Annotated in this window: 26 protein-coding genes; 12 read left to right on the top strand and 14 right to left on the bottom strand. The window is 48.4% G+C overall.

The annotated features are described in order from the left end of the window. Window positions 1-108 precede the first annotated feature (108 nt). From slyA to AC2A06_RS04365, 3 genes are all read right to left on the bottom strand, one after another. The gene (slyA, locus tag AC2A06_RS04375; RefSeq protein WP_023490178.1) at window positions 109-543 is read right to left on the bottom strand and encodes a transcriptional regulator SlyA; all 435 of its coding nucleotides are present in this window, start codon (window positions 541-543) and stop codon (window positions 109-111) included. 566 nt (window positions 544-1,109) lie between these two features. After that, the gene (locus AC2A06_RS04370) at window positions 1,110-2,006 is read right to left on the bottom strand and encodes an aldo/keto reductase (RefSeq protein WP_023490177.1); all 897 of its coding nucleotides are present in this window, start codon (window positions 2,004-2,006) and stop codon (window positions 1,110-1,112) included. Window positions 2,007-2,183: 177 nt separating this feature from the next. Next, the gene (locus AC2A06_RS04365; protein WP_023490176.1) at window positions 2,184-2,423 is read right to left on the bottom strand and encodes a DUF1289 domain-containing protein; all 240 of its coding nucleotides are present in this window, start codon (window positions 2,421-2,423) and stop codon (window positions 2,184-2,186) included. Window positions 2,424-2,546: 123 nt separating this feature from the next. Between AC2A06_RS04365 and nemA the strand changes: the two genes are divergently transcribed. The 3 genes from nemA (at window position 2,547) to rnt (ending at window position 5,172) form a co-directional block, all read left to right on the top strand. Next, window positions 2,547-3,644 carry an N-ethylmaleimide reductase gene (nemA, locus tag AC2A06_RS04360; protein WP_484379479.1) on the top strand — a complete coding sequence of 366 codons (1,098 nt, stop codon included), beginning with the start codon at window positions 2,547-2,549 and terminating at the stop codon, window positions 3,642-3,644. A 182-nt stretch (window positions 3,645-3,826) separates the two neighbouring features. Continuing rightward, window positions 3,827-4,231 carry a lactoylglutathione lyase gene (gene gloA / locus AC2A06_RS04355; protein ID WP_484379478.1) on the top strand — a complete coding sequence of 135 codons (405 nt, stop codon included), beginning with the start codon at window positions 3,827-3,829 and terminating at the stop codon, window positions 4,229-4,231. Window positions 4,232-4,485: 254 nt separating this feature from the next. Beyond that, on the top strand, window positions 4,486-5,172 hold the full coding sequence (gene rnt / locus AC2A06_RS04350; protein WP_023490173.1) for a ribonuclease T: 687 nt from the start codon (window positions 4,486-4,488) through the stop codon (window positions 5,170-5,172). Window positions 5,173-5,240: 68 nt separating this feature from the next. Here rnt and AC2A06_RS04345 read toward each other — a convergent pair whose 3' ends face one another. After that, window positions 5,241-5,588 (bottom strand): Grx4 family monothiol glutaredoxin, encoded by a 348-nt coding sequence (locus AC2A06_RS04345; protein ID WP_473198010.1) that lies wholly within the window; start codon window positions 5,586-5,588, stop codon window positions 5,241-5,243. A gap of 459 nt (window positions 5,589-6,047) precedes the next feature. Between AC2A06_RS04345 and AC2A06_RS04340 the strand changes: the two genes are divergently transcribed. Both AC2A06_RS04340 and sodB read left to right on the top strand, forming a co-directional pair. Next, a complete protein-coding gene (locus AC2A06_RS04340) occupies window positions 6,048-6,863 on the top strand; it encodes a C40 family peptidase (RefSeq protein WP_484379477.1) in 816 nt (271 codons plus the stop codon). A gap of 216 nt (window positions 6,864-7,079) precedes the next feature. Beyond that, window positions 7,080-7,658, top strand: a complete 579-nt coding sequence (sodB, locus tag AC2A06_RS04335; protein ID WP_023490170.1) for a superoxide dismutase [Fe] — start codon at window positions 7,080-7,082, stop codon at window positions 7,656-7,658. 150 nt (window positions 7,659-7,808) lie between these two features. Here sodB and cydH read toward each other — a convergent pair whose 3' ends face one another. Then, window positions 7,809-7,898, bottom strand: coding sequence for a cytochrome bd-I oxidase subunit CydH (cydH, locus tag AC2A06_RS04330; RefSeq protein ID WP_484379476.1), 90 nt, complete (start codon window positions 7,896-7,898; stop codon window positions 7,809-7,811). A gap of 689 nt (window positions 7,899-8,587) precedes the next feature. On the opposite strand from cydH, the gene purR reads away from it, so the two are divergent. Next, window positions 8,588-9,613, top strand: a complete 1,026-nt coding sequence (gene purR, locus AC2A06_RS04325) for an HTH-type transcriptional repressor PurR (RefSeq protein ID WP_484379475.1) — start codon at window positions 8,588-8,590, stop codon at window positions 9,611-9,613. Here purR and punR read toward each other — a convergent pair. Beyond that, window positions 9,610-10,554, bottom strand: a complete 945-nt coding sequence (punR, locus tag AC2A06_RS04320) for a DNA-binding transcriptional activator PunR (RefSeq protein ID WP_484379474.1) — start codon at window positions 10,552-10,554, stop codon at window positions 9,610-9,612. The two genes, purR and punR, sit on opposite strands and share 4 nt — an antisense overlap. Before the next feature lie 129 nt (window positions 10,555-10,683). Here punR and punC point away from each other — a divergent pair, with 129 nt between their 5' ends. Next, the gene (gene punC / locus AC2A06_RS04315) at window positions 10,684-11,886 is read left to right on the top strand and encodes a purine nucleoside transporter PunC (RefSeq protein ID WP_484379473.1); all 1,203 of its coding nucleotides are present in this window, start codon (window positions 10,684-10,686) and stop codon (window positions 11,884-11,886) included. Window positions 11,887-12,016: 130 nt separating this feature from the next. Here punC and AC2A06_RS04310 read toward each other — a convergent pair whose 3' ends face one another. From AC2A06_RS04310 to AC2A06_RS04290, 5 genes are all read right to left on the bottom strand, one after another. Then, window positions 12,017-12,664 (bottom strand): riboflavin synthase subunit alpha, encoded by a 648-nt coding sequence (locus tag AC2A06_RS04310; RefSeq protein ID WP_484379472.1) that lies wholly within the window; start codon window positions 12,662-12,664, stop codon window positions 12,017-12,019. Window positions 12,665-12,791: 127 nt separating this feature from the next. Continuing rightward, on the bottom strand, window positions 12,792-14,717 hold the full coding sequence (locus AC2A06_RS04305) for a DNA topoisomerase III (RefSeq protein ID WP_484379471.1): 1,926 nt from the start codon (window positions 14,715-14,717) through the stop codon (window positions 12,792-12,794). Further along, window positions 14,717-15,835 carry a tRNA 2-selenouridine(34) synthase MnmH gene (gene mnmH, locus AC2A06_RS04300; RefSeq protein WP_484379470.1) on the bottom strand — a complete coding sequence of 373 codons (1,119 nt, stop codon included), beginning with the start codon at window positions 15,833-15,835 and terminating at the stop codon, window positions 14,717-14,719. Before mnmH ends, AC2A06_RS04305 begins: the two co-directional genes overlap by 1 nt. Next, window positions 15,829-16,878: a selenide, water dikinase SelD gene (gene selD, locus AC2A06_RS04295; RefSeq protein ID WP_484379490.1), complete on the bottom strand. Its 1,050-nt coding sequence runs from the start codon at window positions 16,876-16,878 to the stop codon at window positions 15,829-15,831. The genes mnmH and selD overlap by 7 nt, the downstream gene beginning before the upstream one ends. 249 nt (window positions 16,879-17,127) lie before the next feature. Further along, window positions 17,128-17,679 carry an NAD(P)H nitroreductase gene (locus AC2A06_RS04290; RefSeq protein WP_484379469.1) on the bottom strand — a complete coding sequence of 184 codons (552 nt, stop codon included), beginning with the start codon at window positions 17,677-17,679 and terminating at the stop codon, window positions 17,128-17,130. Between the two features lie 167 nt (window positions 17,680-17,846). Here AC2A06_RS04290 and sppA point away from each other — a divergent pair, with 167 nt between their 5' ends. From sppA to pncA, 3 genes are all read left to right on the top strand, one after another. Next, window positions 17,847-19,700 (top strand): signal peptide peptidase SppA, encoded by a 1,854-nt coding sequence (gene sppA / locus AC2A06_RS04285; RefSeq protein WP_484379468.1) that lies wholly within the window; start codon window positions 17,847-17,849, stop codon window positions 19,698-19,700. A 121-nt stretch (window positions 19,701-19,821) separates the two neighbouring features. Further along, the gene (ansA, locus tag AC2A06_RS04280) at window positions 19,822-20,838 is read left to right on the top strand and encodes an asparaginase (RefSeq protein ID WP_484379467.1); all 1,017 of its coding nucleotides are present in this window, start codon (window positions 19,822-19,824) and stop codon (window positions 20,836-20,838) included. A 17-nt stretch (window positions 20,839-20,855) separates the two neighbouring features. After that, window positions 20,856-21,488 (top strand): bifunctional nicotinamidase/pyrazinamidase, encoded by a 633-nt coding sequence (gene pncA / locus AC2A06_RS04275; protein WP_023490158.1) that lies wholly within the window; start codon window positions 20,856-20,858, stop codon window positions 21,486-21,488. Between the two features lie 88 nt (window positions 21,489-21,576). On the opposite strand, the gene AC2A06_RS04270 is transcribed toward pncA, so the two are convergent. Then, entirely contained in the window at window positions 21,577-21,849 is a 273-nt protein-coding gene (locus tag AC2A06_RS04270) for a YeaC family protein (protein WP_473197790.1), read from the bottom strand. 128 nt (window positions 21,850-21,977) lie between these two features. Next, a complete protein-coding gene (gene msrB / locus AC2A06_RS04265) occupies window positions 21,978-22,379 on the bottom strand; it encodes a peptide-methionine (R)-S-oxide reductase MsrB (RefSeq protein ID WP_484379466.1) in 402 nt (133 codons plus the stop codon). Window positions 22,380-22,725: 346 nt separating this feature from the next. On the opposite strand from msrB, the gene gapA reads away from it, so the two are divergent. Both gapA and AC2A06_RS04255 read left to right on the top strand, forming a co-directional pair. Then, entirely contained in the window at window positions 22,726-23,721 is a 996-nt protein-coding gene (gene gapA / locus AC2A06_RS04260) for a glyceraldehyde-3-phosphate dehydrogenase (RefSeq protein ID WP_023490155.1), read from the top strand. A gap of 207 nt (window positions 23,722-23,928) precedes the next feature. After that, the gene (locus AC2A06_RS04255; RefSeq protein ID WP_484379465.1) at window positions 23,929-24,804 is read left to right on the top strand and encodes a D-hexose-6-phosphate mutarotase; all 876 of its coding nucleotides are present in this window, start codon (window positions 23,929-23,931) and stop codon (window positions 24,802-24,804) included. 166 nt (window positions 24,805-24,970) lie between these two features. Here AC2A06_RS04255 and AC2A06_RS04250 read toward each other — a convergent pair whose 3' ends face one another. Then, window positions 24,971-25,720 carry a MipA/OmpV family protein gene (locus AC2A06_RS04250; RefSeq protein ID WP_484379464.1) on the bottom strand — a complete coding sequence of 250 codons (750 nt, stop codon included), beginning with the start codon at window positions 25,718-25,720 and terminating at the stop codon, window positions 24,971-24,973. Window positions 25,721-25,991: the final 271 nt, after the last annotated feature.

Genomic DNA, 25,991 nt, shown 5'->3' with positions numbered 1-25,991 from the left:
AATAGCGCTGTATTAAAGAGTGCCTTTCGCTATTTTTTATCAAATAGAAACCGAAACCTAACAGAATATCAGGCTTCTATTTGATGCTATGCCGAAAAATCACCTGCTCTACGCTTGTTCTTGCAGCTTGATAATGTTTCGTTCAAGTTTGCTAATCAAACCGGTTAATAGTTTCAATTCTTCCGGCGAAATGCCATCAAGAATTTCCCCTCTGACCATAGTGATAGTTCGGTTCATTTCCTGAATAATCGGCTCAGCAGCCTCCGTGAGTTTAATCAGTTTGGCACGCCGATCATTAGTACAAACATGACGAGTAATCAGCCCTCTGGCTTCCAGTTGATCCAGTGTCCGTACCAGTGACGGCTGCTCGATGCCAATCGCTTTTGCTAATTGGTTTTGTGATTGTTCTGGCGGCAACCGATTAATGGTGTACAGAGTCAACCAATGAGTTTGTGTCAGCTCCAATGGCTTGAGCCGATAATCAATGAGCGCACGCCAAACACGAACCAATCGCGCTAAATCTGGACCCAATGTAGATTCCACTTATTTATCCTCATAATTAGCATGCTAATATTGATTTCCCGAAACCTGTTTTTAAGTTTATGCAAATTGCAAAACATCAGCAACTCGCATCAGGTAATAAGGTTATATTAAAAATACAAATGTATATGATTCATACTTTTGAATAATATCATGGTTCTACCAGTTATTGATTATCATTTACACTTTTTGAATTACTTCAACATGCAGACACCGGATACGATGAGTTGATATCACCACGATAGTCACGTGTCGCTTTAGCATACAAAGCCCACATGGATTGATTGGCCACATTAATAGTAAGGCTATTGTAACCATGCCTGTTCAGCACTGACCAAAACATCATCACCGAAAAAGACATTCAGCATCGAACATTAGACGCCGCGTTACAGGCGTTTCAACGGATGAGCGACTCTCGGAACCCGCAGTTGCTGATTTAGCAGGGCTGGTGATTTAGTACGGGTTAATTTGGCGGCTTTATTGTCATTACAGCAATTACAGCAAACAACAATTGCGGAGCAACCTGTATCTCGCTGATGCAGGTTGCTACCAATCAACGGAGGCCTGTCTTAAGGCACATCATAACCTAACGCCGCTTTACGAATCCGGAACCACTGCTGGCGGCTGAGCTCAAGTGAGGATGCCTTCAATGCTGACCGTACTCGGTCGATTTTACCCGTTCCGATAATCGGCAACGGTTGAGAGGGCAAGCGCATCACCCAAGCGTAAACCACTTGCTCAATGGTTTCAGCCCCTATCTCCTTGGCCACCGCATTCAGTTCATCACGTAATGGCTGGAATTGAGCATCACTGAATAGCCGCCCCCCACCAAGGCATGACCAAGCCATCGGTTTTATCCGCAGTTGTTGACACTGATCCAATGTACCATCAAGAATGGCGGGCTGGTGCAGCGGTGAAATTTCTACCTGGTTAGTGACCAATGCAAATGGCAAACGTGACTGTAACAGGGAAAACTGCGCAGGAGTAAAATTGGATACGCCAAAATAGCGTACTTTGCCGCTTTTATGCAGAGCAACAAAGGCTTCTGCAACTTCATCGGCATCCATTAGCGGGTCCGGGCGATGGATCAACAGCAGGTCGAGATAATCAGTATGCAGATTAGACAGTGACTGCTCAGCACTGTGCACAATATGCTCGTGGGTGGTGATATAATGACCTATGGTATTGCCTGGCTTGTCCAGGGTCGCGATACCACATTTTGACACCATCTCCATTTTTTGACGCAATGAAGGTTTCAGTTTGATTGCCTGACCAAAAGCTTGTTCACAGGCATAACCACCATAAATATCCGCGTGATCGGTTGTCGTCACGCCTAATTCAAGATGCTGTTCAATAAACGCCAGCAACTGTTGTGCTGACATGCCCCACTCCATCAACCGCCAGTAACCACAAATCATGCTCGAAAACTCGGGCCCCTGCGGTGATAGCTTAATACGATCCAGCATAATTAACCTCGTGACACTATTTAACTTAGCGCCAGCATACACAAGCGAACTATAACTGGGAATCTCAAAATAACCCTATTGAAATAGGTGCTTCATCTATTACGAATCGGCTAATGAATCGCCGACTCAAAATGAATTGCTGGCTCAAAATGAATTGCTGTCTCAAAACAAGCTGTCTCAAAATAAGGAAGGCTGCTCGGGTGGGATTTCATCCGGCTGCTTTTGCGCACGTTGCAAGCGCAGATAACGCTGGCGGCATAGACGCAGCACTTCGCGTTTCTGTGTATCGTTCATTTTCATCCAGCCAAAACGTTCCTCGCGGCTACGCAAGCAGCCACGACAATAACCGCGCTCATCCGCCTGGCAAATGCCACGGCACGGGCTAGGGATGTCAAAAAACTCAAGTTGCTGTGCCACGCATCCTCCGGCGTTGTATCCTTAAGTTTTTCACCTTACCTCAAGACTGTAATTTGAAACAACTTAGGTATATAACGATAGTATTAACTTAAGCGCATGGGTTGGTCTATATAAGGATATATTATGAAGCTCGAAAAGCTATTCTCTCCGATTAAAGTGGGTCATCTCACATTACCTAACCGCATATTTATGGCACCGTTGACGCGTCTACGCAGCATTGAACCTGGTGACATTCCTACCTCCTTGATGGCGGAACATTATGCGCAGCGTGCCAGTTCGGGGCTATTGATCAGTGAAGCGACCCAAATCTCTTACCAGGGAAAGGGTTATGCCGGTGCACCTGGCATACACACGCCAGAACAAATCGCTGCATGGCGTAAAATCACCCAAGCCGTTCATGAAAAACAGGGCCATATTGCCGTACAGTTATGGCATGTGGGGCGTATTTCCCATAATAGCTTGCAGCCCAACCACCAAGCCCCTGTGGCCCCTTCGGCGATTAATGCTGAAACCCGCACTACGGTTCGTGATGAAACCGGTGCCTTGACACGTATACCGACTTCGACTCCACGGGCGCTAGAACCCACTGAAATCCCACAGATAGTCAATGAGTTTCGTCAGGCAGCGGCCAATGCACTTGACGCCGGTTTTGACTATATTGAGCTGCATGCGGCACACGGTTATTTATTACATCAGTTTATGTCCCCCGAAGCTAACCAGCGCACGGACCAATATGGCGGCACGATTGAAAATCGTACCCGCCTGACTCTGGCGGTGCTTGATGCCACCATCGCAGAGATCGGTGCTGACCATGTCGGTATTCGCATTTCACCACTGGGCCCATTCAACGGTCTGGATAATGGGGACGATCAACAAGAAGCCGCGCTCTATCTAATTGAAGAGTTGAACAAGCGTCGCATTGCCTACCTGCATATTTCCGAGCCTGATTGGGCGGGTGGCGAACCCTTCTCGGTTGCTTTCCGCGATGCCATCCGTGCCCGTTTCAGTGGAGTGATTATCGGATCCGGTGGTTACACGGCAGAAAAAGCTGAAGTAATGATTGAGCAAGGTTTGGTCGATGCTGTCGCTTTTGGCCGCAGCTATATCTCCAACCCGGACCTGGTGGAACGTTTTAAGCAACGAGCCCCACTGAACGAACCGCAACCTGCTACCTTTTATGGCGGTGGTGCCGAAGGTTATACCGATTACCCAGTCCTATGACTCTGGGCCAGGGAAATTGACCGTCATAGCAATAAGTAAGCCAGCAGCAATTTCTTTTTTGTGACACCGTAACACTGATTATTGCTGTGTTCGTCTCGTTGAGTTGTCTTATAGGACAACGCTATACTGTTTCCGCTTCAATACATTGCCGTTCACTACGGCCTATCTACTTAGAGGGAATTATGCGCCTACTTCATACCATGATCCGCGTTGGTGATCTGCAACGCTCGATTGATTTTTATACCAAAGTATTGGGCATGCGTTTGCTGCGCACCAGCGAAAATGCCGAATATAAATACTCATTGGCGTTTGTTGGCTATACCGATGAAAAGGATGGCTCAGTAATCGAGCTCACTTATAACTGGGGAGTCGATAGCTATGACATGGGTTCCGCCTTTGGTCATCTGGCACTGGGCGTTGATGATGTGGCCGCTACCTGCGACATTATTCGCCAATCGGGAGGTAAAATCACTCGTGAAGCGGGCCCAGTAAAAGGGGGCACCACGGTGATTGCCTTCGTTGAAGATCCCGACGGTTACAAAATTGAACTGATCGAAAATAAGTATGTAGGTCATGGTCTAGGCTAATCGACGTTTAGGGCGCTTTAGCGCGCCCTTGTTTATACCCGTCACCAATGAAACTACAGGGTGTTGACTACGCGCGTTCGCCCTAGTCACATAGTTATCTATGTTCCCAGGGAGTTATGAACCTCATCCATGAGGTTCACCCTGCGGGCCAGCGCAAGCGCTGTTCAAAACGCACTGCGTTTTGTCCTGCAACACCATTGAACTTGGGTATATATCTGCTCTCTGCGCTGCATTAAGGGCATAAATTTGGCATAATGCGCGCTGTATTCGATCAAGATAAGAAACCGATGACCGAAAAAAATGATCTTAATGCCCTCAGTGGCCGTTTTCGTGGATTTTATCCCGTTGTTATTGATGTAGAAACTGCCGGATTTAACGCCAAGAGCGATGCGCTGCTGGAGATTGCCGCCGTCACCTTGAAAATGGATGAGCACGGTTGGTTACAACAAGATGAAGCGCTACATTTTCATATAGAACCGTTTGAAGGTGCCAACCTGCAACCGGAGGCGCTGGCTTTTAATGGCATTGACCCACATAACCCGCTGCGTGGTGCAGTGAGCGAATATGATGCGTTACACGCGATTTTTAAAGCGGTACGTAAAGGCATTAAAGACCAAGGGTGTAATCGCGCAATTATCGTCGCCCATAATGCCAACTTTGATCACAGCTTTCTGATGGCGGCAGCGGAACGTGCCAGCCTGAAACGTAACCCATTCCACCCGTTTGCCACCTTTGATACCGCCGCATTAAGTGGGTTGGTATTAGGGCAAACGGTTCTCGCTAAAGCCTGTATTACTGCGGGTATCGCGTTTGATAGCAGTCAGGCACACTCGGCGTTGTATGATACCGAGCAAACCGCCCTGCTATTCTGCGAATTGGTTAACCGCTGGAAACGCCTGGGCGGCTGGCCAATTACCGGGGACCTGACGGAAAAATCTTAAGCTCAGAGCAGGTTTGTTCCCTGCCTATACCAGGCAGGGAATGATTATCACTTAATATCTGCTCACTGTTATGGCTGTATCTCTTGCTGATCTTTGTATTTTTCAGCCGTTTGTTTGATTAATGGTTGCAGTTCACCACGCTGATACATCTCAACAATGATATCGCAACCACCAATCAATTCACCGTCTACCCATAATTGTGGGAATGTTGGCCAGTTAGCATACTTAGGCAACTCTGCACGAATATCCGGGTTTTGCAGAATATCCACATAGGCAAAGCGTTCACCACAAGCGGAGAGTGCCTGCACAGCCTGAGCAGAAAAACCACAACTGGGTAATTTCGGCGAGCCTTTCATATACAATAGAATGGGATTAGTGGAGATTTGCTGCTGAATTTTTTCAATCGTGCTCATTATTGCTTCCTCAAGCTATACCATGGCGACAAATACATCATACGGATATTGTAGCGGTAGCAACAGACCAAGAAAACACTATCTTTTGCATGGGTATGCTCCCTCCTCCGCCCTATACTTAAGTGATTTGATTGATTTGACACAGTGCGATGAAGGTTAAATAGCATTTATGCGCGCCCTAATGTTAAGCCAAGGCGGTGAGACTTATCCCTATGGTAAATATTTTTTGACGATCTGTGATTGATGAATAATAATTTTCAATGCTACTGCTGCACGCAATTTGATCTTTCAATGTGCTATTTTTTGACCTGATAAAAAGTCATTAATGTTTTCTCACAAAATAAATCATTATTTATGAGATCAATAGCACGTTATATGGTTAACTTCGGGATTATTGTACTCGGATTTAGCCAGTACATTATTTATACATTTTCTGTTTGAGCCAAGGTTGGTAATATCGACATGCGGTTAATTACAACATTTTTAATGCTGCTATTCACACAACTGTTCTTTAACCTTGCCCATGCTGCGCCGCGGGCTGATGTTTCTGCTGAGCAACGCAAAAACCACGTTAAGCAAGCTCAGCCAAATGCTGGTAAGAAAAAGAAAGCCGATAAAACCAGCAAAAAAGCAAAGCTCGCCTCTCCACCAAAAGCAGTAAAAGCGTCATCCTCTGCAGTGAAGACCAGCAATAAAACCAGCAGCCTGAAGTCAAAAACTAGCACCCGAAAAATCGCCGGTACTAAAGTGACCCCCAGCAAAAAAGGAAAAACAAAGGGTTATGGCCGTCATCGTGAAGCCGGTAAGGCTACGGCAAAATTGCTGACACAGGAAAAAACACTAAAACTTAGCCCTGAGCACAAAAAACGTTTTCAGCGTGCCAAGCAAACCGCCGTCAGTAAGCTGATGGGACAAATGGGTAAACCTTATAAGTGGGGAGGCTCATCACCAGGTACAGGGTTCGATTGCAGTGGTTTGATCTATTACGCCTACAAAGACGTCGTCAAGATCAAAATGCCGCGGACTGCTAACGAAATGTTCCACTTACGTGATGCCGCCCCTGTCAAACGTAGTGAATTGGAAACAGGTGATCTGGTGTTTTTCCGTATCAATAATCGCGGCACTGCGGATCATGTTGGTGTCTATATCGGTAACGGCAAGTTTATCCAGTCGCCACGCACGGGTGAAGAGATCCAAATCACTCAGTTGAATAATGACTACTGGCAAAACCACTATATTGGTGCCCGCCGTGTGGTTACACCTAAAAACATCCGCTAATCCACCTACCTGGCTGAGTAGTTAAACTCAGCCTCTCCTTTTTTTCTCTTGTTATTTAGTTAGTTACTCAATTAGTACACATTGGATCTTTTATTCACTCGGAAAGTTGATAAGATTAACAACTATGAAATATCTATAACAATTCTGTGTTTCCTCTCTCCGCGGCTCTGACTGGCGCTAACGAGAGAGAACTCTGTATATAAAAAGGAGAAAGCAATGCCGTTTCAATTACCTGCACTACCGTATGAAAAAAATGCGCTTGAGCCTCATATTTCCGCTGAAACTCTGGAATACCACTATGGTAAACACCATAACACCTATGTGGTTAACCTGAATAACTTAGTGAAAGGTACCGAGTTCGAAGACAAAACCCTGGAAGAGATCGTCAAAACTTCCACCGCTGGTATCTTCAACAACGCCGCACAGGTATGGAACCACACCTTCTATTGGCACTGCCTGTCACCACAAGGCGGCAATGAGCCAACGGGTGCTGTCGCTGAAGCCATCAACAAATCTTTCGGTTCTTTCGCTGCATTTAAAGATCAATTCACCGATGCCGCAATAAAGAACTTCGGCTCCGGCTGGACCTGGCTGGTGAAAAAAGCTGATGGTTCACTGGCAATCGTCAGTACTTCCAATGCAGCAACCCCACTGACTGGCGCTGACAAGCCGTTATTGACGGTTGACGTTTGGGAACATGCTTATTATATCGACTATCGTAATGCACGCCCTAAATACCTGGAAAACTTCTGGGCGTTGGTCAACTGGGCATTTGTAGCAGAAAACCTGGCTTAATCGCAGGCAATTGCTCAGAGAACAGTGACCTATAGAGCTGTTACTCATAAAGCTATTACCAATAAAGAAGGCGCGGAATTTTTCCGCGCCTTAATTTATTGTACTCGTCATTAACATTGCTGTGGCTGACCGCCCAGCAACCTGAATGAACTAATTCAATGCGGCAATAAGGCCGAACGTCACAATCATTACCAATGCACAGCAGGTGGTAAACAATGACATCTTCAAATTGGTATCCATAAACGTCTCCCTCTCTATGATCTTCGTCGTACTGTAAGTGGTATGGTTCCTGGTTGCCCTGTCGTGACGTAGCTGCCTTAGTAACCGGGGGGCTGCTTACTGATTTGCCCCGTTATGACTACTTATTGTTACTGCTCATTGCGACTACTCATTGCAACCGGAATAAACTCAGGTATGTGGTTACTCAAGCATAAGCGACGCAGCCAATACAGCAAATCATTTTTCCCACAGTTCGTGACTTATCTCTTGTTATCCCAGTAGTCTATGCCCCCATTACAATCTAAATGACGGCGTATCCGTTATGGCTCGAATAAACTTGATGTTAAATACATGATTAGCTCTTCCACTTTGCTGCAATATACGACAAAATCGCCCATTCATAACCGCATACCGGTGTAATGCCCTCCTGTTTAAGCGACTGACGAATTCAGTACTAAAAACTCAGTTTTCGCTTATCTAAATAGCTATGCCTCCAGGTGGGTATGATGCAGGTTAGCTGAGCGTTGAGCGCATGGATGCGCGATACGAGCCCCCACGGATGGGTTCACGGCGTGTCAGCGTTCCGCATCGTGCCCACAAGCCAGATGCTTAACGTGAAGCGACATCAGGTACGGTTATCTAGACAGGTAGGCAAACGATTAACATCATACCTACATAATGGACATGTAGGTTTAGGAGTCATTTTTTACATGGCAACGATTAAAGATGTAGCCAAGCGCGCGGGCGTTTCCACAACGACCGTTTCACACGTTATTAATAAAACGCGTTTCGTCGCCGAAGAGACTAAGGTAGCCGTTTGGGCTGCAATTAAGGAGCTACATTATTCGCCCAGTGCAGTGGCCCGTAGTCTGAAGGTTAATCATACCAAATCGGTGGGTTTGCTGGCGACCTCCAGCGAGTCCCCCTACTTTGCCGAAGTGATCGAGGCAGTAGAAAACAGTTGCTATAGCCAAGGCTATACCTTGATCTTATGCAACTCACACAATGATTTGGACAAGCAACGAGCCTATCTGTCGATGCTGGCGCAAAAACGCGTTGATGGCTTGCTGGTAATGTGCTCCGAATATCCAGAGCCTTTACTGGAAATGCTGGAAGATTACCGCAATATCCCTATGGTGGTCATGGATTGGGGCAGCGCACGCAAGGATTTTACTGATACCATTATTGATAATGCTTTTGCTGGCGGTTACCTGGCTGGCCGTTATCTTATCGAACGTGGGCACCGGGATATCGGCGCGATTCCTGGCCAACTTTCGCGTAATACCGGCGGTGGACGTCATCAGGGATTCCTCAAAGCGCTACAGGAAGCACATATCGACATCCGCGAAGAGTGGATCGTTCAAGGTGATTTCGAGCCGGACTCTGGTTACCAAGCCATGCACCAGATCCTGTCGCAAAAGCAACACCCAACCGCCGTTTTCTGTGGCGGTGATATTATGGCGATGGGTGCCATCTGTGCTGCTGATGAACTGGGGTTGCGCGTACCACAAGATATTTCGGTGATCGGGTATGACAATGTGCGTAATGCTCGCTACTTTACCCCGGCACTGACCACTATCCATCAACCCAAAGAACGCTTGGGTGAAATGGCCTTCACCATCCTGCTGGACCGCATTACCAGCAAGCGTGAACAATCCAAAGTAATCGAAATTCACCCAACCCTGATCGAACGCCGTTCCGTCGCCGATGGTCCTTTTATCGATTACCGTCGTTAATCGCTCACGCCGGGAAGCTGCAGACTTTCCGGCGAGTTCTCGCTCAGCCATTCCTGATTAAGCGTTTCACTGTCACCCAGATAGTTGAGTAACCAAGACATGGCGGGTGACTGCGCTTTTTGCTGCCAGGTAAGGCAACAAGCACTCGGAGGAAAGGGTTCACGCAGTTGTAACTCCACCAACTCTCCGCTTTGTACCAACGGTAATACCCGGTGGGCTGGCGCCATGCCCACACACAAGCCACTACATAGGCAATCTACCGCAGAAATCCAATCAGGCACCATTAAGCGCCGTTGGTTATCCAGCGACCAAGTTACCCGTTTGGGTAAATTCCGTGATGTATCCTCTAACACCAGCGAAGGGTAAGCGCGTAATTGCTCATCACTGAGGGGGCCTTTCATCGCCGCCAAAGGATGACTGGCGCTGACCACACAAAGCCAATTGATAAAGCCCATATCACGGAATGCATAGCCCCCCCCTACGGGCACAGCGCGTGTCGCACCGATAGCCATATCCACACGGCCATCAACCAAGGCATCCCATACCCCATTAAACACCTCTGGCTGCAGCACCAACTCCATATCAGAAAAATGGTGATAAAAATCCAGTAATAGCTGGCGGCTACGCTGTGGCTTTACAATCAAATCAACTGCAATTCTTAACTGACCACGCCAACCATTAGCAACCTGCTGGCACTGTCGACGCGCATCAAGCATTTTTTTGATAACAACTCGCGCCTCTTTAATAAACAGTGAGCCCGCAGGTGTTAATTCCACATTACGGTGATGGCGCACAAAGAGAGGGACCGCCAACCATTGTTCCAGTTGCCGCACGGTATAGCTCACCGCCGAAGGAACACGATGTAATTCCTGTGCTGCTGCGCTGAAACTCCCGGTACGTGCTACCGCATCAACGACATCTAACGAGTATTCAGACCACATAGTGATATTCTGCCTTCAAATTTTTTAATAGCACCTTGCAAATAATACCGTTTCACAACTAGAGATCCAGCCGTATACACTTGCCGCCGCTAAAAAAATCTGCGTAACATAATTTTAACGAGAAATACCATGCGAAATTTTGGATTTATGTTTTATCTTGCTGGCCTCAGCATGTTGGGGTACCTGGCTACCGACATGTATCTGCCGGCATTTGGTGCTATGCAACAGGAGTTGCAGATTTCCCCTGGGGCCATCAGTGCCAGTTTGAGTATTTTCCTGGCCGGGTTTGCCTTTGCTCAACTGCTGTGGGGGCCCTTGTCAGATCGCCTGGGGCGTAAACCGGTGCTCTTGGTTGGCCTAGTGCTATTCGCCTTCGGTTGCCTGGGTATGTTATGGGTGGAAAACGCAGTCCAACTGTGGTCACTGCGCTTTCTTCAAGCCATTGGGGTCTGTTCTGCTGCAGTCACCTGGCAAGCCATCGTGGTGGATCGCTACCGCGACGGTAAGGTCAACCGTGTTTTTGCCGCTATCATGCCGCTGGTCGCCCTCTCCCCCGCATTAGCACCACTCTGCGGTGCCTGGTTACTTAATCATATGGGCTGGCGTGCCATCTTTATTGTATTACTTGCCATCACATTATTATTGCTTATTCCTACCCTATTACTTAACGATCACAGCCGATTGGTACCCTCTACTGACAAACAACCCGGCAGCAGTTTCTATCAGATTTTAAAATCCCCGCGATTTAGCGGCAATGTGATGATTTTTGCTGCCTGTTCCGCCAGCTTTTTTGCTTGGCTGACTGGCTCACCATTTATCCTTGGTGATATGGGGTATAGCCCAAATGATATTGGCCTGAGCTATGTTCCGCAGACTCTGGCTTTTTTGCTGGGTGGATACAGTTGCCGCAGTGCCTTGAGTCGTATTTCCGGTAATGTCTTGTTGCCTTGGCTGCTGCTCGCCTATGGCTTCAGTATCCTGGCTTTATATTTACTGGCGACATTAACGGAACCCACGTTAACCACTCTGCTGATCCCATTCTGCTTTATGGCCTTAGTTAACGGTGCCAGCTACCCTATTCTGGTCAGTAATGCGCTCATGCCATTCCCTGAAAGCAGTGGTAAAGCCGCTGCATTGCAAAATACCATCCAATTGGGGCTATGTTTTGTTTCCAGTTTGCTGGTCTCGGCATTTATTAGCCAACCGTTGGTAGCAACCGTCACCATCATGCTCACTACGGTATTTTTGGTCGCTTTGGGCTATGTGATCCAACTTTATGGCGTCAATGAAAAACAGCGACGTTTACAACAAGAAAGTGCAGACTCAATCTGATGATGAGATGACTTTTGCCGAGCGCGATAAGCTATGGCAGCAAGTGTTTAGTGTCAAAGGCACCAAACACTTTGTCGGTCGAATAGTCGCAGCCCGGTCAAACCAGGGCTGCTTTAATCACTCTTAGGATTTACTGGGCTACTGTATTCGCTGCTACAGCCATAGCGGCTTCGCGGCTGGCAAGTACCCGCTCAACGGTATCAACCACGGCCTGGGTCTGCGGGTCGATCTCGATATTCACTTTATCGCCAAGGCGTCGCTTGCCCAACGTGGTACGCTCAAGGGTTTCCGGGATTAAGTGTACGCAAAAGCGGTTATTAACCACCTCACCAATGGTCAGGCTAATACCATCAATGCCGATATAGCCTTTATGCAGCACATATTTCATCAAATCATGTGTTGGCATCCGTAACCATACTTGACGGTTATTTTCCGAGGTGAAAATCTTGGCAACTTCAGCGGTGCAAATAATATGCCCAGACATTAGGTGACCACCAATCTCATCATTGAATTTGGCCGCCCTTTCGACGTTAACCTTATCGCCAAGTTTGAGATCACCAAGATTGGTCAAGCGTAACGTTTCTTTGATCAAATCAAACGTCACTTGGTTACCGTTAATGGCGGTTACCGTCAAGCAACAACCATTATGCGCCACCGAAGCGCCTAGCTCGAGCCCTGGCAACAGTTCAGCGGGCATTTCAATTGTATGGGTGCGAAAATTAGGTTTTTCATCAATGGCAACCAGCGCTGCGGTGCCCTGTACGATACCGGTAAACATGTTGGCCTCTTTTCTGAACTCAATGTGCTGTAAGCAGTTTGCCCCAGTTGGCAGTGAAAACCAAACTACTGAAGCAAAAAAATCGTGTTTCTAGCGCCTAATCAATCAAGCGATAGAGTATGGCGATTTACTCCGCTTTTTTTGCCACTTTGCGGGGACTTTTTTTCTGTTTTTTGCCCTCAGTCGGTGGCGAACTCGGCAAGCCACGGAACGCGACACTGGCGCGGCTCTGCTTGGCCTGATAGATCAATTCCTGCAAGGTGGCTTCCAGCGGTTGCATAAAGTCCTGATAACGGCAGTTTTTCTCGCTGATTTGGGTAAGTGTTGCTTCCCATTGGGCCGTCATATCAGGACGCGCCGCCATATCCGGTAATGAGTGGATCAAGGCTCGCCCGGTAGGGCTTGAATGAATATAGCGCCCTTTCTTGTAAAGAAAAGCGCGCTTAAAGAGCAACTCAATGATCCCTGCCCGCGTTGCCTCGGTCCCCAAGCCATCGGTCTCTCGCAAGATTTTTTTCAGCGCTTTATCTTGCACAAAACGGGCAATCCCCGTCATGGCAGAAAGCAGACTGGCATCAGTGAACGGTCTGGGGGGTTGCGTCTGCCGTTCAACCACTTCACCGCGTTCACACAGCAACTCATCCCCTTTAGCCACCACCGGTAATGGCGCCCCTTCATTTTCCTCATCACGCTCTTTGCTACCCAATAGGGTTCGCCAGCCTGCTTCAGCCAGAAAACGTGCCTTGGCTATAAATTTGCCACCCGTAATATCCAACTCAATGACGCACTTGCGGAACAAGGCATCCGGGCAAAACTGCATCAAATATTGCCGGGCTATTAGCGTATAAACATTCAATTCGTCTTGGCTCAGGTTAACTTTACCGCCCCGTGCCGTGGGAATGATGGCGTGATGCGCATCGACCTTTTTATCATCCCAGCAGCGGTTACGGCGTTCGCTGTCAATCACCGGCTGCGGGTAAAGGTCAGGCTGATGGGCACTGATGGCATTCAATACCGCATGCCGCCCGACAAAATGCTCCTCCGGTAAATAACGGCAATCAGAACGGGGATAGGTAATCAGTTTATGCGTTTCATACAACCGCTGGCAGATATCCAATACTTGTTGGGCACTGAGGTTATAACGTTTGGCAGCCTCTATTTGTAACGTAGACAGGGAAAAGGGCAATGGCGCAGTATCCGATTCACGCTTGTCATTATATGAAGTGACTTGGGCAGGCTGGCCTTCAATACGTTTGACCACATGCTCTGCCAAAGGCCGGTGCAGTAAACGACCCTCTTCATCCTGATACGGTTCACAAGACTCGCTGGGCTGCCATAAAGCAACAAATCGCTCTTCTTTTGGCGTCACAATGTGCGCTTTCACTTCGAAGAAATCTTTCGATACAAAGTCTTCAATTTCTTCGTCACGGCGCACCACCAATCCCAACACTGGTGTTTGCACCCGCCCGACAGATAACACGCCATCATAGCCGGCATTACGCCCCAGCAAGGTATAAGCGCGCGTCATATTGATGCCATACAGCCAATCAGCACGCGCACGGGCTAACGCAGAAACACACAAGGGAATAAAATCGCGGTTATCGCGCAGGCGTTCAACCGCCCGTTCGACCGCTTGAGGGTTAAGATCGTTAATCAGACACCGGCGCACGTTCTGCCGCTTTTCCACCGGCAGCGCCAAGTAATCCAACACTTCATCCACCAGCAGTTGCCCTTCTCTGTCAGGGTCACCGGCATGGATCACTTCATCGGCCTCGCCCAGTAGACGCTGGATGGCATTCAGTTGCTTGCTCACCGAGGGGCGCGGCTGTAACAGCCATTTTTGCGGGATAATTGGCAAGTCTGCCAATGACCAACGGGCATAACGACTATCGTAAACATCGGGTTGAGCCTGTTCCAGCAAGTGCCCGACACACCAGGTCACCACGTCATGACTGCCACAGGCAATGAACCCATCCCCACGGCGATGGGGCTTCGGCAATATATCAGCAATGGCACGGGCCAAACTCGGTTTCTCGGCTATAAACAGTCGCATTACTCACCGTTATTCTGGCTATAGGCCATTAAAAATTCTTTCACCTGCGCATAGTTTCCACGGAAAATCACGCGCTGGTTTTTCTTTTCCAATTGATAGCAATACATCGGATCATAGTAGTGTTGTAACAATGGCACCAACCACTGCTGGTGAGCATCACTGTTACCGGTGGCCCGTTGTAATTGCAGCGCTTCCTCCAACCTTTGTGTTAACTGCTGGAAGAGTTCCAACCCCAAACGGCGTCGAATGGCAAACAAGCCGTGATGCAAATACTCATCATATTGCTGCCAACCCTCCTGTTCACCGTAGGTCTGTTCGAAATCGGCTCGCATCCGGTCAATATACTCTTCCTGTAGCCTTGCCACGCGCACGTCAAATGGATCATCAATCACCACCACCGGTGCTTGCTGCATGGCATTGAATAAACTCAACGGCAGGCTATCAGAACCAATCGTCCGGCTTTCATCTTCCACTATCCACTTGCGACAGCCGCCATGCTGTTTTTTCAGCATCTGCACCGCCAATTGATTTTCAAAATCAATCTGGCTAGGTTGTTTGGTCAAGGTTCGGCCAAAAGATGAACCACGGTGATGGGCTAGATTTTCCAGGTCAATACCGGCCGCCATTTCATTAATCAGCAGCGTTTTACCGCAACCGGTATTGCCGCCAACGATCACCATCGGCAAGGTCATCGCCGATTCGAGTGTCTCCAGTAGAAAATGGCGCAGCGCTTTGTAACCACCAATAATCCGCGGATAATCGACCCCAGCCTCATGTAGCCACTGCTGTACCAGTTGAGAGCGCAATCCACCACGGAAACAGTAGAGATAACCGCTTGGCTGTTGTGCGACCTGTTCAATCCAGGCACGAGTCCGCTGCGCCCGTAACTCACCATTGACCAGGCTGTGCCCTAAAGCAATCGCCGCCTGTTGCCCCTGTTGTTTATAACAGGTCCCTACTATTTGGCGTTCGCGGTCATTCATCAGTGGCAAGTTGACTGTCAACGGGAATGCACCTTGCCGAAACTCGATGGGTGCACGTACATCAATAAGCGGAACATCCTCTAAGAAAATGCGCTGATAATCTTCCGTGTCACCCCGTAACTGCTGCGTTAGCACTCGATAACCTCAATCAATGGTTTACCAGGGCGTACGGCATGCAATTCACCTATGGCGTTGATGGCGATACCATGGCGTGCCGCAATCGCCTGCACGTCAGCCTCCGCTTGCGGCAGTACCGCCAGTAACAACCCGCCAGAGGTTTGTGGGTCACACAACAATTGGCGTTGCAGCTCAGTCATGGTACCAATCAGATGGCCGTAGCTTTCATAATTGCGTTGCGTCCCACCCGGTACGCAACCTTGTTTAATATAGGATTCTACCTCAGGTAACCGGGGTACCTGATCGAACCACAGTGTCGCTTGCAAGCCTGAGCCTTGACACATCTCAGTTAAGTGCCCAAGCAAACCAAAACCGGTCACGTCAGTCATTGCCGTGACACCGGCAACGTCAGCAAATTCAGCCCCAGGCTTATTTAATTGGCACATCACTTGGGTGGCCAACCCTTCATGCTCTGGGCGCAATTTGCTTTTCTTCTCTGCGGTGGTCAACACACCGATACCCAACGGTTTGGTTAAGAACAGCCTGGCTCCCGCTTGTGCTGCGCTATTTTTCTTTACCCGCTCGGTACTGACAATACCCGTAACAGCCAGGCCAAAAATGGGCTCGGGTGCATCAATCGAGTGCCCCCCAGCTAACGCAATACCAGCCTGCTGGCAAGCGTATCGCCCACCATCAATTACCTGTTGCGCCACCTCTGCGGGTAATGTGGCAATCGGCCAGCCTAGAATGGCAATCGCCATCAAGGGTTTCCCCCCCATCGCGTAGACATCACTAATGGCATTGGCCGCGGCAATGCGACCAAAATCAAACGGGTCATCGACAATCGGCATAAAGAAATCGGTGGTGCTGATAATACCGACACCCTGACCAATGTCATAAACGGCCGCATCATCACGGGTTTCATTCCCCACCAATAAATTAGGGTCAACAAACTTTTCCTGTTCGCTGTGCAATATCGTCTCAAGTACTTTCGGTGAGATTTTGCAGCCACAGCCAGCACCATGGCTGTACTGGGTTAAACGAATCGCTGGCAATGTCATAATCCACTCCCTCTGAGTAATGCGCGTCAGGATATCATAACGGGTTATTCCCATCGTCATTCAAACTGCAGAGGTGGGTACAGAAAGGTCCGAAAGGTAGATACCCTGTAGCTTGAATCAATGCGCTATAGGGTAGCGCTTGGCGAAGGGATTGATAAGCGGTGGTTGGCATAATGCGTGCGAATGCTCATAAATAGTGCAAAGCGACACCATGATTGGCCACTTTGCACCTGCTTGATCACAGATGGTTCAGAAGTAACTGACAAAAGTCGTGCTATCCGGCGCGACTACTTTTGCCGGGGCCTTCAACTGTGGTGTACCCAAATAAAGGAAGCCAACAATTTCATCCTGCTCACGGCAGCCGAAGGCTTCACGCACCAACGCATTTGCCGTCCAGACGCCAGTACGCCAGATGCCATTGAAGCCCTGTGACAATGCCGCCATCTGCATCGCCTGCACCGCACAACCGGCTGACACCACCTGTTCCCAGTGGGGCACTTTTGGGTTATCGCTGCAATGGGCAATCACCGTAATGATCAACGGCGCGCGTGAAGGGATCTGCTTGGCTTTCTCGATGGCGCTTTCACCCAGTTGGTCCTGTTGGGCCGCGCGCTGCAATAGTTCACTGAAACGCACTAATCCCTGGTTCTCAATCAGCACAAAGCGCCAGGGTTGCAGTGCACCATGGTCTGGAGCCCGTAAGCCTGCATTGATGATATTCTGACGCACTTCACCTTCAGGTGCAGGTGCTACCAGGCGCGATGCCGAACGGCGGTTGAGTAACAGTTCCAGTGCGTCCATGATTCATTCCTAATAACAATTTTTATTTCACGCACGTTAGCATAGCCCAACAAAGAGTGACAGTTTCTGCAATACTCTCTTTAACCAGCGAATTAAAAAGTTAAAGCTGACATTTGTTTAACCACTCATTACGATAGCGGCGTATACCACCCTATTTTGGAGAGCACATGCGCACATTGTGGCGATTTATTGCCGGTATTTTCAGATGGACCTGGCATCTAATCAATTTTGTCAGGGAGTTGATCCTCAACTTGTTCCTGATTTTTCTGATCCTGATTGGCGTGGGTATTTATCTCACCTTTCAGAATAATGTCTCAATGGAAATCCCCCGCGGGGCACTATTGGTTGATCTGAAAGGCACTGTGGTTGATAGCCCAGCCGTCAATAACCGCTTCCGTCTATTAGGGCGTGAACTACTGGGTACATCCAGTAATCGTCAGCAAGAAAACTCGCTGTTTGATTTGGTGGATACCCTTCGCAAAGCGAAGGACGATAAGAACATCACCGGAATGGTGTTGCAATTAAATGACTTTGTCGGTGCCGACCAACCCTCGTTGCAATATATCGGCAAAGCCCTGCGCGAATTCCGCGATAGCGGTAAACCGATCTATGCCATAGGTGATAGCTACAACCAGACACAATATTACCTCGCCAGCTACGCCACCAAGATTTATCTATCACCACTTGGTGCCGTAGACCTGCATGGCTTTGCCACCAATAATCTGTATTACAAAGCGTTATTGGAAAAAGTGAAGGTTACCACCAACATTTTCCGCGTGGGTACCTATAAATCTGCCGTAGAACCGCTGATTCGTAACGATATGTCGCCAGAGGCACGTGAAGCTGATAGCCGCTGGATTGGCGGATTATGGCAAAACTACCTGGATACGGTAGCGGCCAATCGTCAACTGACCCCAGACCAACTGTTCCCTGGTGCTGCCGATATCATCAACGGCCTCAAAGCCGCAGGGGGAGATACTGCACAGTTTGCCTTGAACAGCAAACTGGTGGATGAGCTCGCTTCCCGCCCCGTCATTGAAAATCAATTGGTGAAAACCTTTGGTTGGAATAAAACCAATAATAACTTCAATTCCGTCAGTATCTACGATTACCAACCTCAATCCCCCGCTGAACTGGGGGAAGAGATCGCCGTGGTTTTTGTTAGTGGCCCAATCATGGATGGCCCACAAACGGCGGGTAATGTTGGTAGCGATACCACCGCAGAACAATTACGCCAAGCCCGTCTCGATGCCAACATCAAAGCCGTGATACTGCGCGTCAATAGCCCTGGTGGCAGCGTCAGTGCTTCAGAAGTGATTCGTTCAGAATTGGTGGCCATTCGCGCTATTGGCAAACCGGTGGTGGTTTCTATGGGGGGGATGGCGGCTTCTGGGGGGTATTGGGTCTCCGCACCCGCAGATTATATTATTGCTAGCCCGAGCACTCTCACTGGTTCCATCGGCATTTTTGGCGTGATCAATACCTTTGAGAACACCCTCGATAGTATCGGTGTCAATACTGATGGCGTGGCGACGTCTCCATTGGCGGATATCGCCGTCACCAAGGCACTACCCGCTGAGTTCTCGCAAATGATGCAACAGAACATCGAGAATGGTTACAAAAAGTTCATCACGCTGGTGGCTGACTCTCGCAAGATGACCCCAGAACAGGTCGATCAAGTTGCTCAGGGCCACGTCTGGCTGGGTAGTGATGCCAGGAAAAATGGCCTGGTGGACCAACTGGGTGACTTTGATGATGCAGTGAAAAAAGCGGCGGAGTTAGCTAAACTGACCCACTGGCAACTCAGTTGGTTTGTTGATAACCCAAGTCTGGCGGATATCCTGCTTAGCCAGTTTAATGTCTCTATTCACGCCATGCTGCCAACCATGATTCAATCAATGCTGCCAGCACCATTGAACTCGCTGGCAAAAGCTGCGGCGGAGCAGCCTGGCCTCTTCAGCAACCTTAATGACCCGCAACATCGTTATGCTATCTGCCTGACCTGCGGTGAAGTTCGCTAACTGTTATCCCTAGGCTCATTCAGCATGGCGATAAATCTCTAGCCCGACAAAGTCGTCGGGCTTTTTTTTTGTTACCATCTCCCTATAATTTGCTCTATTAGCAGGTCATATGAGCCATACTATGCAAAAAAAATCCATCTACGTCGCCTACACAGGCGGCACTATCGGTATGCAGCGCTCGACGCAGGGTTATATTCCGGTATCCGGGCATCTACAGCACCAACTGTCACTGATGCCAGAATTCCATCGGCCAGAGATGCCAAACTTCACCATTCATGAATATGTGCCATTGATTGACTCTTCCGATATGACGCCAGAAGATTGGCAGCACATCGCTGACGATATTAAAAAGAATTATGATCAATACGATGGCTTTGTGATCCTGCATGGCACTGACACCATGGCCTATACCGCCTCTGCGCTCTCTTTTATGTTGGAGAATCTGGCCAAACCGGTGATTGTGACAGGGTCACAAATTCCTTTGGCTGAATTGCGTTCTGATGGTCAAACCAACCTATTGAATTCGCTCTACTTGGCGGCCAATTATCCAGTCAATGAAGTGAGTTTGTTTTTCAATAATAAGTTGTTTCGCGGTAACCGTACCACCAAGGCCCATGCCGATGGTTTTGATGCCTTTGCCTCGCCTAATCTGCCCCCGTTACTGGAAGCCGGGATCCACATCCGCCGTCAGACAGGCATCCCATCCCCGGTTTGCCGTGGGGAACTGGTGGTACATAACATCACGCCACAGCCGATCGGCGTAGTCACTATCTATCCGGGTATTTCTGCCGCGGTGGTACGTAATTTTCTGCTACAACCGGTAAAAGCCCTGATTCTGCGCTGCTATGGTGTGGGCAATGCCCCACAAAAAGCCGAATTGTTGGATGAGCTACGCGATGCCTCAGCACGTGGCACTGTAGTAGTGAATCTGACCCAATGTATTTCAGGTAGAGTCAATATGGGGGGATATGCTACCGGTAATGCGCTGGCCCATGCAGGCGTTGTTAGCGGGTTTGATATGACCGTGGAGGCAGCATTAACCAAGCTGCATTACCTGCTGAGCCAACCCTTGACACCCGAGGAGATCCGCAACCTGATGCAGCAGGATCTACGTGGTGAACTGAGCGTGGCAGATTAACCCCTATTGGAGCTGAGATGAAGTCCGCCTTGTTATTAATCGATTTACAAAATGACTTTTGCCCCGGTGGCGCGTTAGCGGTAGCCGAAGGTGATGCCACCATTGCCATCGCCAATCAGGCGATTGACGCTTGTGGTGCGCGCAACGAACCGGTTATTGCCAGCCAGGACTGGCATCCGGCTAATCATCGCAGCTTTGCCATTCATGCTAACGCACCCGTGGGCACCTTGGGTGAACTTGAAGGTTTGCCACAGGTCTGGTGGCCAGTGCACTGCGTCCAGCATAGCTCGGGGGCCGCACTGCACCCTCAGCTTCAGCGCCAACAAATCGCAGCGGTGTTTCGTAAAGGGGAAGATCCTAACATTGATAGCTACAGTGCTTTCTTTGATAACGGCCACCGCACCTCAACCCTTTTGGATAGTTGGTTGAAAACACACGGTGTTACCCAACTTGCAGTGATGGGATTGGCCACTGATTACTGCGTAAAATTCAGCGTATTAGATGCATTGAGCCTGGGTTATCAAACTCAGGTGATTATTGATGGCTGCCGTGGTGTCAATTTGCAGCCCGAAGATAGCCAACGTGCTTTAGCGGAAATGCAGCAAGCGGGGGCAAAATTGGTGACGCTGTCACAATTTATCAACCGCTAATATCTCCTGCACTATTCCCAGCACTATCCCCTTCACTCTCCCCGGTGGGCTGCCCTGTAGCACTAACAACCTCGGGGAGGTTCGCTTGCTACTGTGGTTTCAATTTTACCAGCGGCTCTGCCATAAACTGCTGCTTCAGTTCCTGTTTGCTTTTCATCACAATCTGCCCATCAGTGCCAATACTCATATGTTGTGCTTCAACATTGTGCATTGATTGCCAGAGCATCACCGCTTGCAGACTGTTTTCTTTCTGTTCTGCTGTCAGCGCGACCCCATCGGGCCATTTACCCAGTTCTACCGCCTGGCGCAAACGCTGATAAATTTCCGGCGTCATGCAAGCAATCAAGTCTTTTACTTCCATCAGTCAGTTTTCCTTTAGATGATAATAACCGATAGCTAGCTGAATCGATTTTGTTAATTCTTGATACACATAGACCCGCTTGCCACCTATTCCCGCCGTCTACTCGAATTATGACGGAGAATCACCTGTTAACCCAGCGTCTGCTCGCCACTGTTGTCATCAGTGAAACTCAGTGAGGCAGAGTTGACACAGTAGCGTTCCCCCGTTGGCTGTGGACCATCCGGGAAAACATGCCCCAAATGAGCATCGCAGCTGGCACAGCGGATCTCTACACGTTGCATATTGTGTGAATTATCATCAAGATAACGAATGGCATCAGCAGAAACGGGCTGATAAAAGCTTGGCCAACCGCAGCCTGGATCATACTTGCTGGCGGAGTAAAACAGCGGCGCGTGACAGCACAAACAGTGATACATGCCCTCACGCTGGTTATGCAACAATTTGCCCGAAAAAGGCGCTTCAGTCCCCTGTTGCTGCGTCACATGGTGTTGAATGTCATTCAACTCCGTGCGCAATTGATTTTTAGTCATTTGTGCGATTTCCGCCCTTTACCATCACCAACCAAAACAAAACTCAATAATAACAAAAAAACAACAACACCAAGAGGGTTTTTAACCTAGACTGTAGCGGATGTGATGTGTGTAGCGATAAGACGTGATCTTAATCACACATATTGTATTTACTATCTTTATACTTAATAATTTATCCCCATATCAAGCGGAGACCAAGCGCAAATTGTGTGTGCAAATAGCGAACAAAACAGGCACTAGGTTTTGATTTGCAGCAACAATTGACACGATTCCGCTTGACGCTTGGCAAGGTTTTGGTAATTCTACAACCAACCTTTTATTCACTAACAAATAGCTGGTGGAATATATGACTATCAAAGTAGGTATCAACGGTTTTGGCCGTATCGGTCGCATTGTTTTCCGTGCTGCTCAAGAGCGTTCTGACATTGAGATCGTTGCAATCAACGATCTGTTAGATGCAGAATACATGGCTTACATGCTGAAGTATGACTCTACCCATGGCCGTTTCAACGGTACAGTAGAAGTTAAAGACGGCCATCTGGTTGTTAACGGTAAAACCATCCGTTGTACCTCAGAAAGAGATCCGGCTAACCTGAAGTGGAACGAAGTCAATGTTGACGTCGTTGCTGAAGCAACTGGCCTGTTCCTGACTGACGAAACTGCACGTAAGCACATCGCTGCCGGCGCTAAAAAAGTGGTTCTGACTGGGCCATCTAAAGATGATACCCCAATGTTCGTTATGGGCGTAAACCATAAGGCTTACGCGGGTCAGGAAATCGTTTCTAACGCATCTTGCACCACCAACTGCCTGGCCCCTCTGGCTAAAGTGATCAACGACAAGTTTGGCATCGTTGAAGCACTGATGACTACTGTTCACGCAACAACTGCAACTCAGAAAACTGTTGATGGTCCGTCTCATAAAGACTGGCGCGGCGGCCGTGGTGCGGCTCAGAACATCATCCCTTCTTCTACCGGTGCAGCTAAAGCGGTTGGTAAAGTTATCCCAGAATTGAACGGCAAGTTGACAGGTATGGCGTTCCGCGTTCCTACTCCTAACGTGTCTGTGGTTGACCTGACTGCTCGCCTGGCAAAACCAGCTTCTTACAAAGAAATCTGTGCTGCTATCAAAGCCGCTTCTGAAGGCGAACTGAAAGGCGTTCTGGGCTATACCGAAGACGAAGTGGTCTCTACTGACTTTAATGGTGAGAAACTGACTTCTGTATTCGATGCCAAAGCAGGTATCGCTCTGAGCGACACTTTTGTGAAGCTGGTTTCTTGGTACGATAACGAAACCGGTTACTCAAACAAAGTACTGGATCTGATCGCTCACATCTCCAAGTAATCGTAGATGTGGTGTTGATTATAAGGGCGACATTCGTGTCGCCCTTTTTGTACCTGTCCTCTTACCAACCACAGTGTCGTCAACTGTACAGCCCGATCTGACCATTTATCTAAGTTGCGTCTTGTAAATGAGTGGGCAATCTGGCAACTGTTTGCAGCAGTTTAGGCGACAGATATCTCTGTTTTTGCGCCGAATAGAGGCCTTAGCATGAACGAAAAAATTTTCACCTTGCCCGTTACCGAGCAATTATCCCCTTCTATTAGCCTGCGCCAATTGGATGAATTACCCATCGTAGTGGTTTCTCATCCTAAAACTCGGGCTGCCATCACCTTACAAGGCGCACATTTACTGGCTTGGCAACCCAATGAAGATCAGCCCGTCATCTGGTTAAGTAACAATACCCCCTTCAAAGCTGGAGTCGCTATCCGTGGCGGTGTACCCATCTGTTGGCCATGGTTTGGCCCAGTCAATAACCCGGCCCACGGATTTGCCCGTAATGTCCCTTGGCAATTAGTCGCCTATGATGAAGATCAAGAAAATGTCAGCCTGACCTTCAAATTGCAGGATAATGCAGAAACCCGAAAACTGTGGCCACATGCCTTTAGCCTGACGGCTCACTTTAAGTTCGGTACCGAATGCGATATCGCGCTAGAGTCGCAAGGTGACTATCAAGCTACCGCCGCACTCCATTCCTATTTCCAAATCGGGGATATTGACAAGATTAAAGTTGCCGGTTTAGGTGAACACGTTATTGATAAAGTAGCAGAAGGTATTGAAGCGCATCAGGTGGGTGAACTGGAATTTACCGGTCGGACAGACCGTATCTATACCCAGCCAGCTGCCACTAGTCTGATTAAAGACCCGGTATTGCAGCGCACAATTGAAGTGAATCACCAGCATATCAGTGATGTTGTCGCTTGGAACCCAGGGGTTGAACTCTCTTGCAGCATGGCCGATATGCCGAATGACGGTTATAAAACCATGGTCTGCGTAGAAACGGCTCGTGTCACCAAACCCTTGCTGGTTACCCACGAACAGCCTGCCCGTTTGGCAGTTAAAATCCGCAGCATCAAAAATCGTTGAGTTAATAAACCGAGGTGAAAGCTATCCATTGCTTTCGCCTTGCTGGTTTACTATGGGGATGGCAAAACACGCAGTACAGTAACCTGCATCTCAGTGGTAGCCAAGCAGCCTACTTCTTAACGCCCTTTTTTAGTGCAACAGCGCACTAAAAAAGAGCACAACACCATTAAAAACTATAGGAAATCCCTGTCAATAGCGAACCGGAATAGGATTTATCCACCATTGGGCTGTCTTTAATTTCACTGGCCAAACTGGTGTAACGCCCAGTGAAGAAGCCAGTCCAGTTGGTGTTGATTTGATATTGGGTGGTCAGTTCAAGATAAGGTGACACACTACTGCTCGGTGTATAGGTATTGAAACCACTACGGCGTGACTCATTACCATTAACGCCAAAATAATATTTATTCTGGTTTGAGCTATTCATGGTCATCCCCAGCGCAGGGATAATACGCCAGTCACCTGTCTGGAAGCGGTATAGATAAGCCACATCGCCTATCAGGCCATTGCTGTTATTCAACACATCACCGACCAAGGTGCTGCGGATTGTTCCCCAATCAGCATTATATGAATAAGCCATACCGCCCATTAACGTACTGCGGCGCTTATCCAACTGCTTCATACGATCGTCATCACTATCATCGGGGTCAAAATTCAGCGGCGAATAGAGTACGATAACACTTAACTGGTTTTGCTGGTCGCGCCACAGGTTATAACCCGCCATCAATGAACGGAAGTGAAAGTTTTCCCCTTCGTAATTGATAATAGGAACGGGATAAACGCGGTCCTGATAACCACGATAAGGGCCAGGTGTGAGCAATGCTGAAGCACCCAGTGACCAAGTTCCTGCCTGAGCATTGTGAGCACAAGTGACCGCGGCAACAATAATCGCTAATGTTTTTAATGAAGGTATTTTCACGATGTTTTCCCATACATAAAAAAGGTAAATGTCATAACGTAAATAGTTTATGTGAAAATATGTTTCCGTGTGTGATATTTACAATAAAAAACAGTTATAAGTCAATAAATGAGCAGATAACGCTCATTTATTCTGCTGAATTAGCCCCTACTTCTCGTCTATTCTACGCCGCCCCTCCAGTCTCTCCGCAGTAACAGCGAGTGAGTCATTGATATGGCTTAAAAAAAATTTTATTGATGCAGGAAATTTTCCAGTATGCAACTAGACTTAT

The sequence above is a fragment of the Serratia sp. HNCC26DJ244 genome, from assembly GCF_057180565.1.
This window is presented reverse-complemented; position numbering and strand designations above follow the sequence as displayed.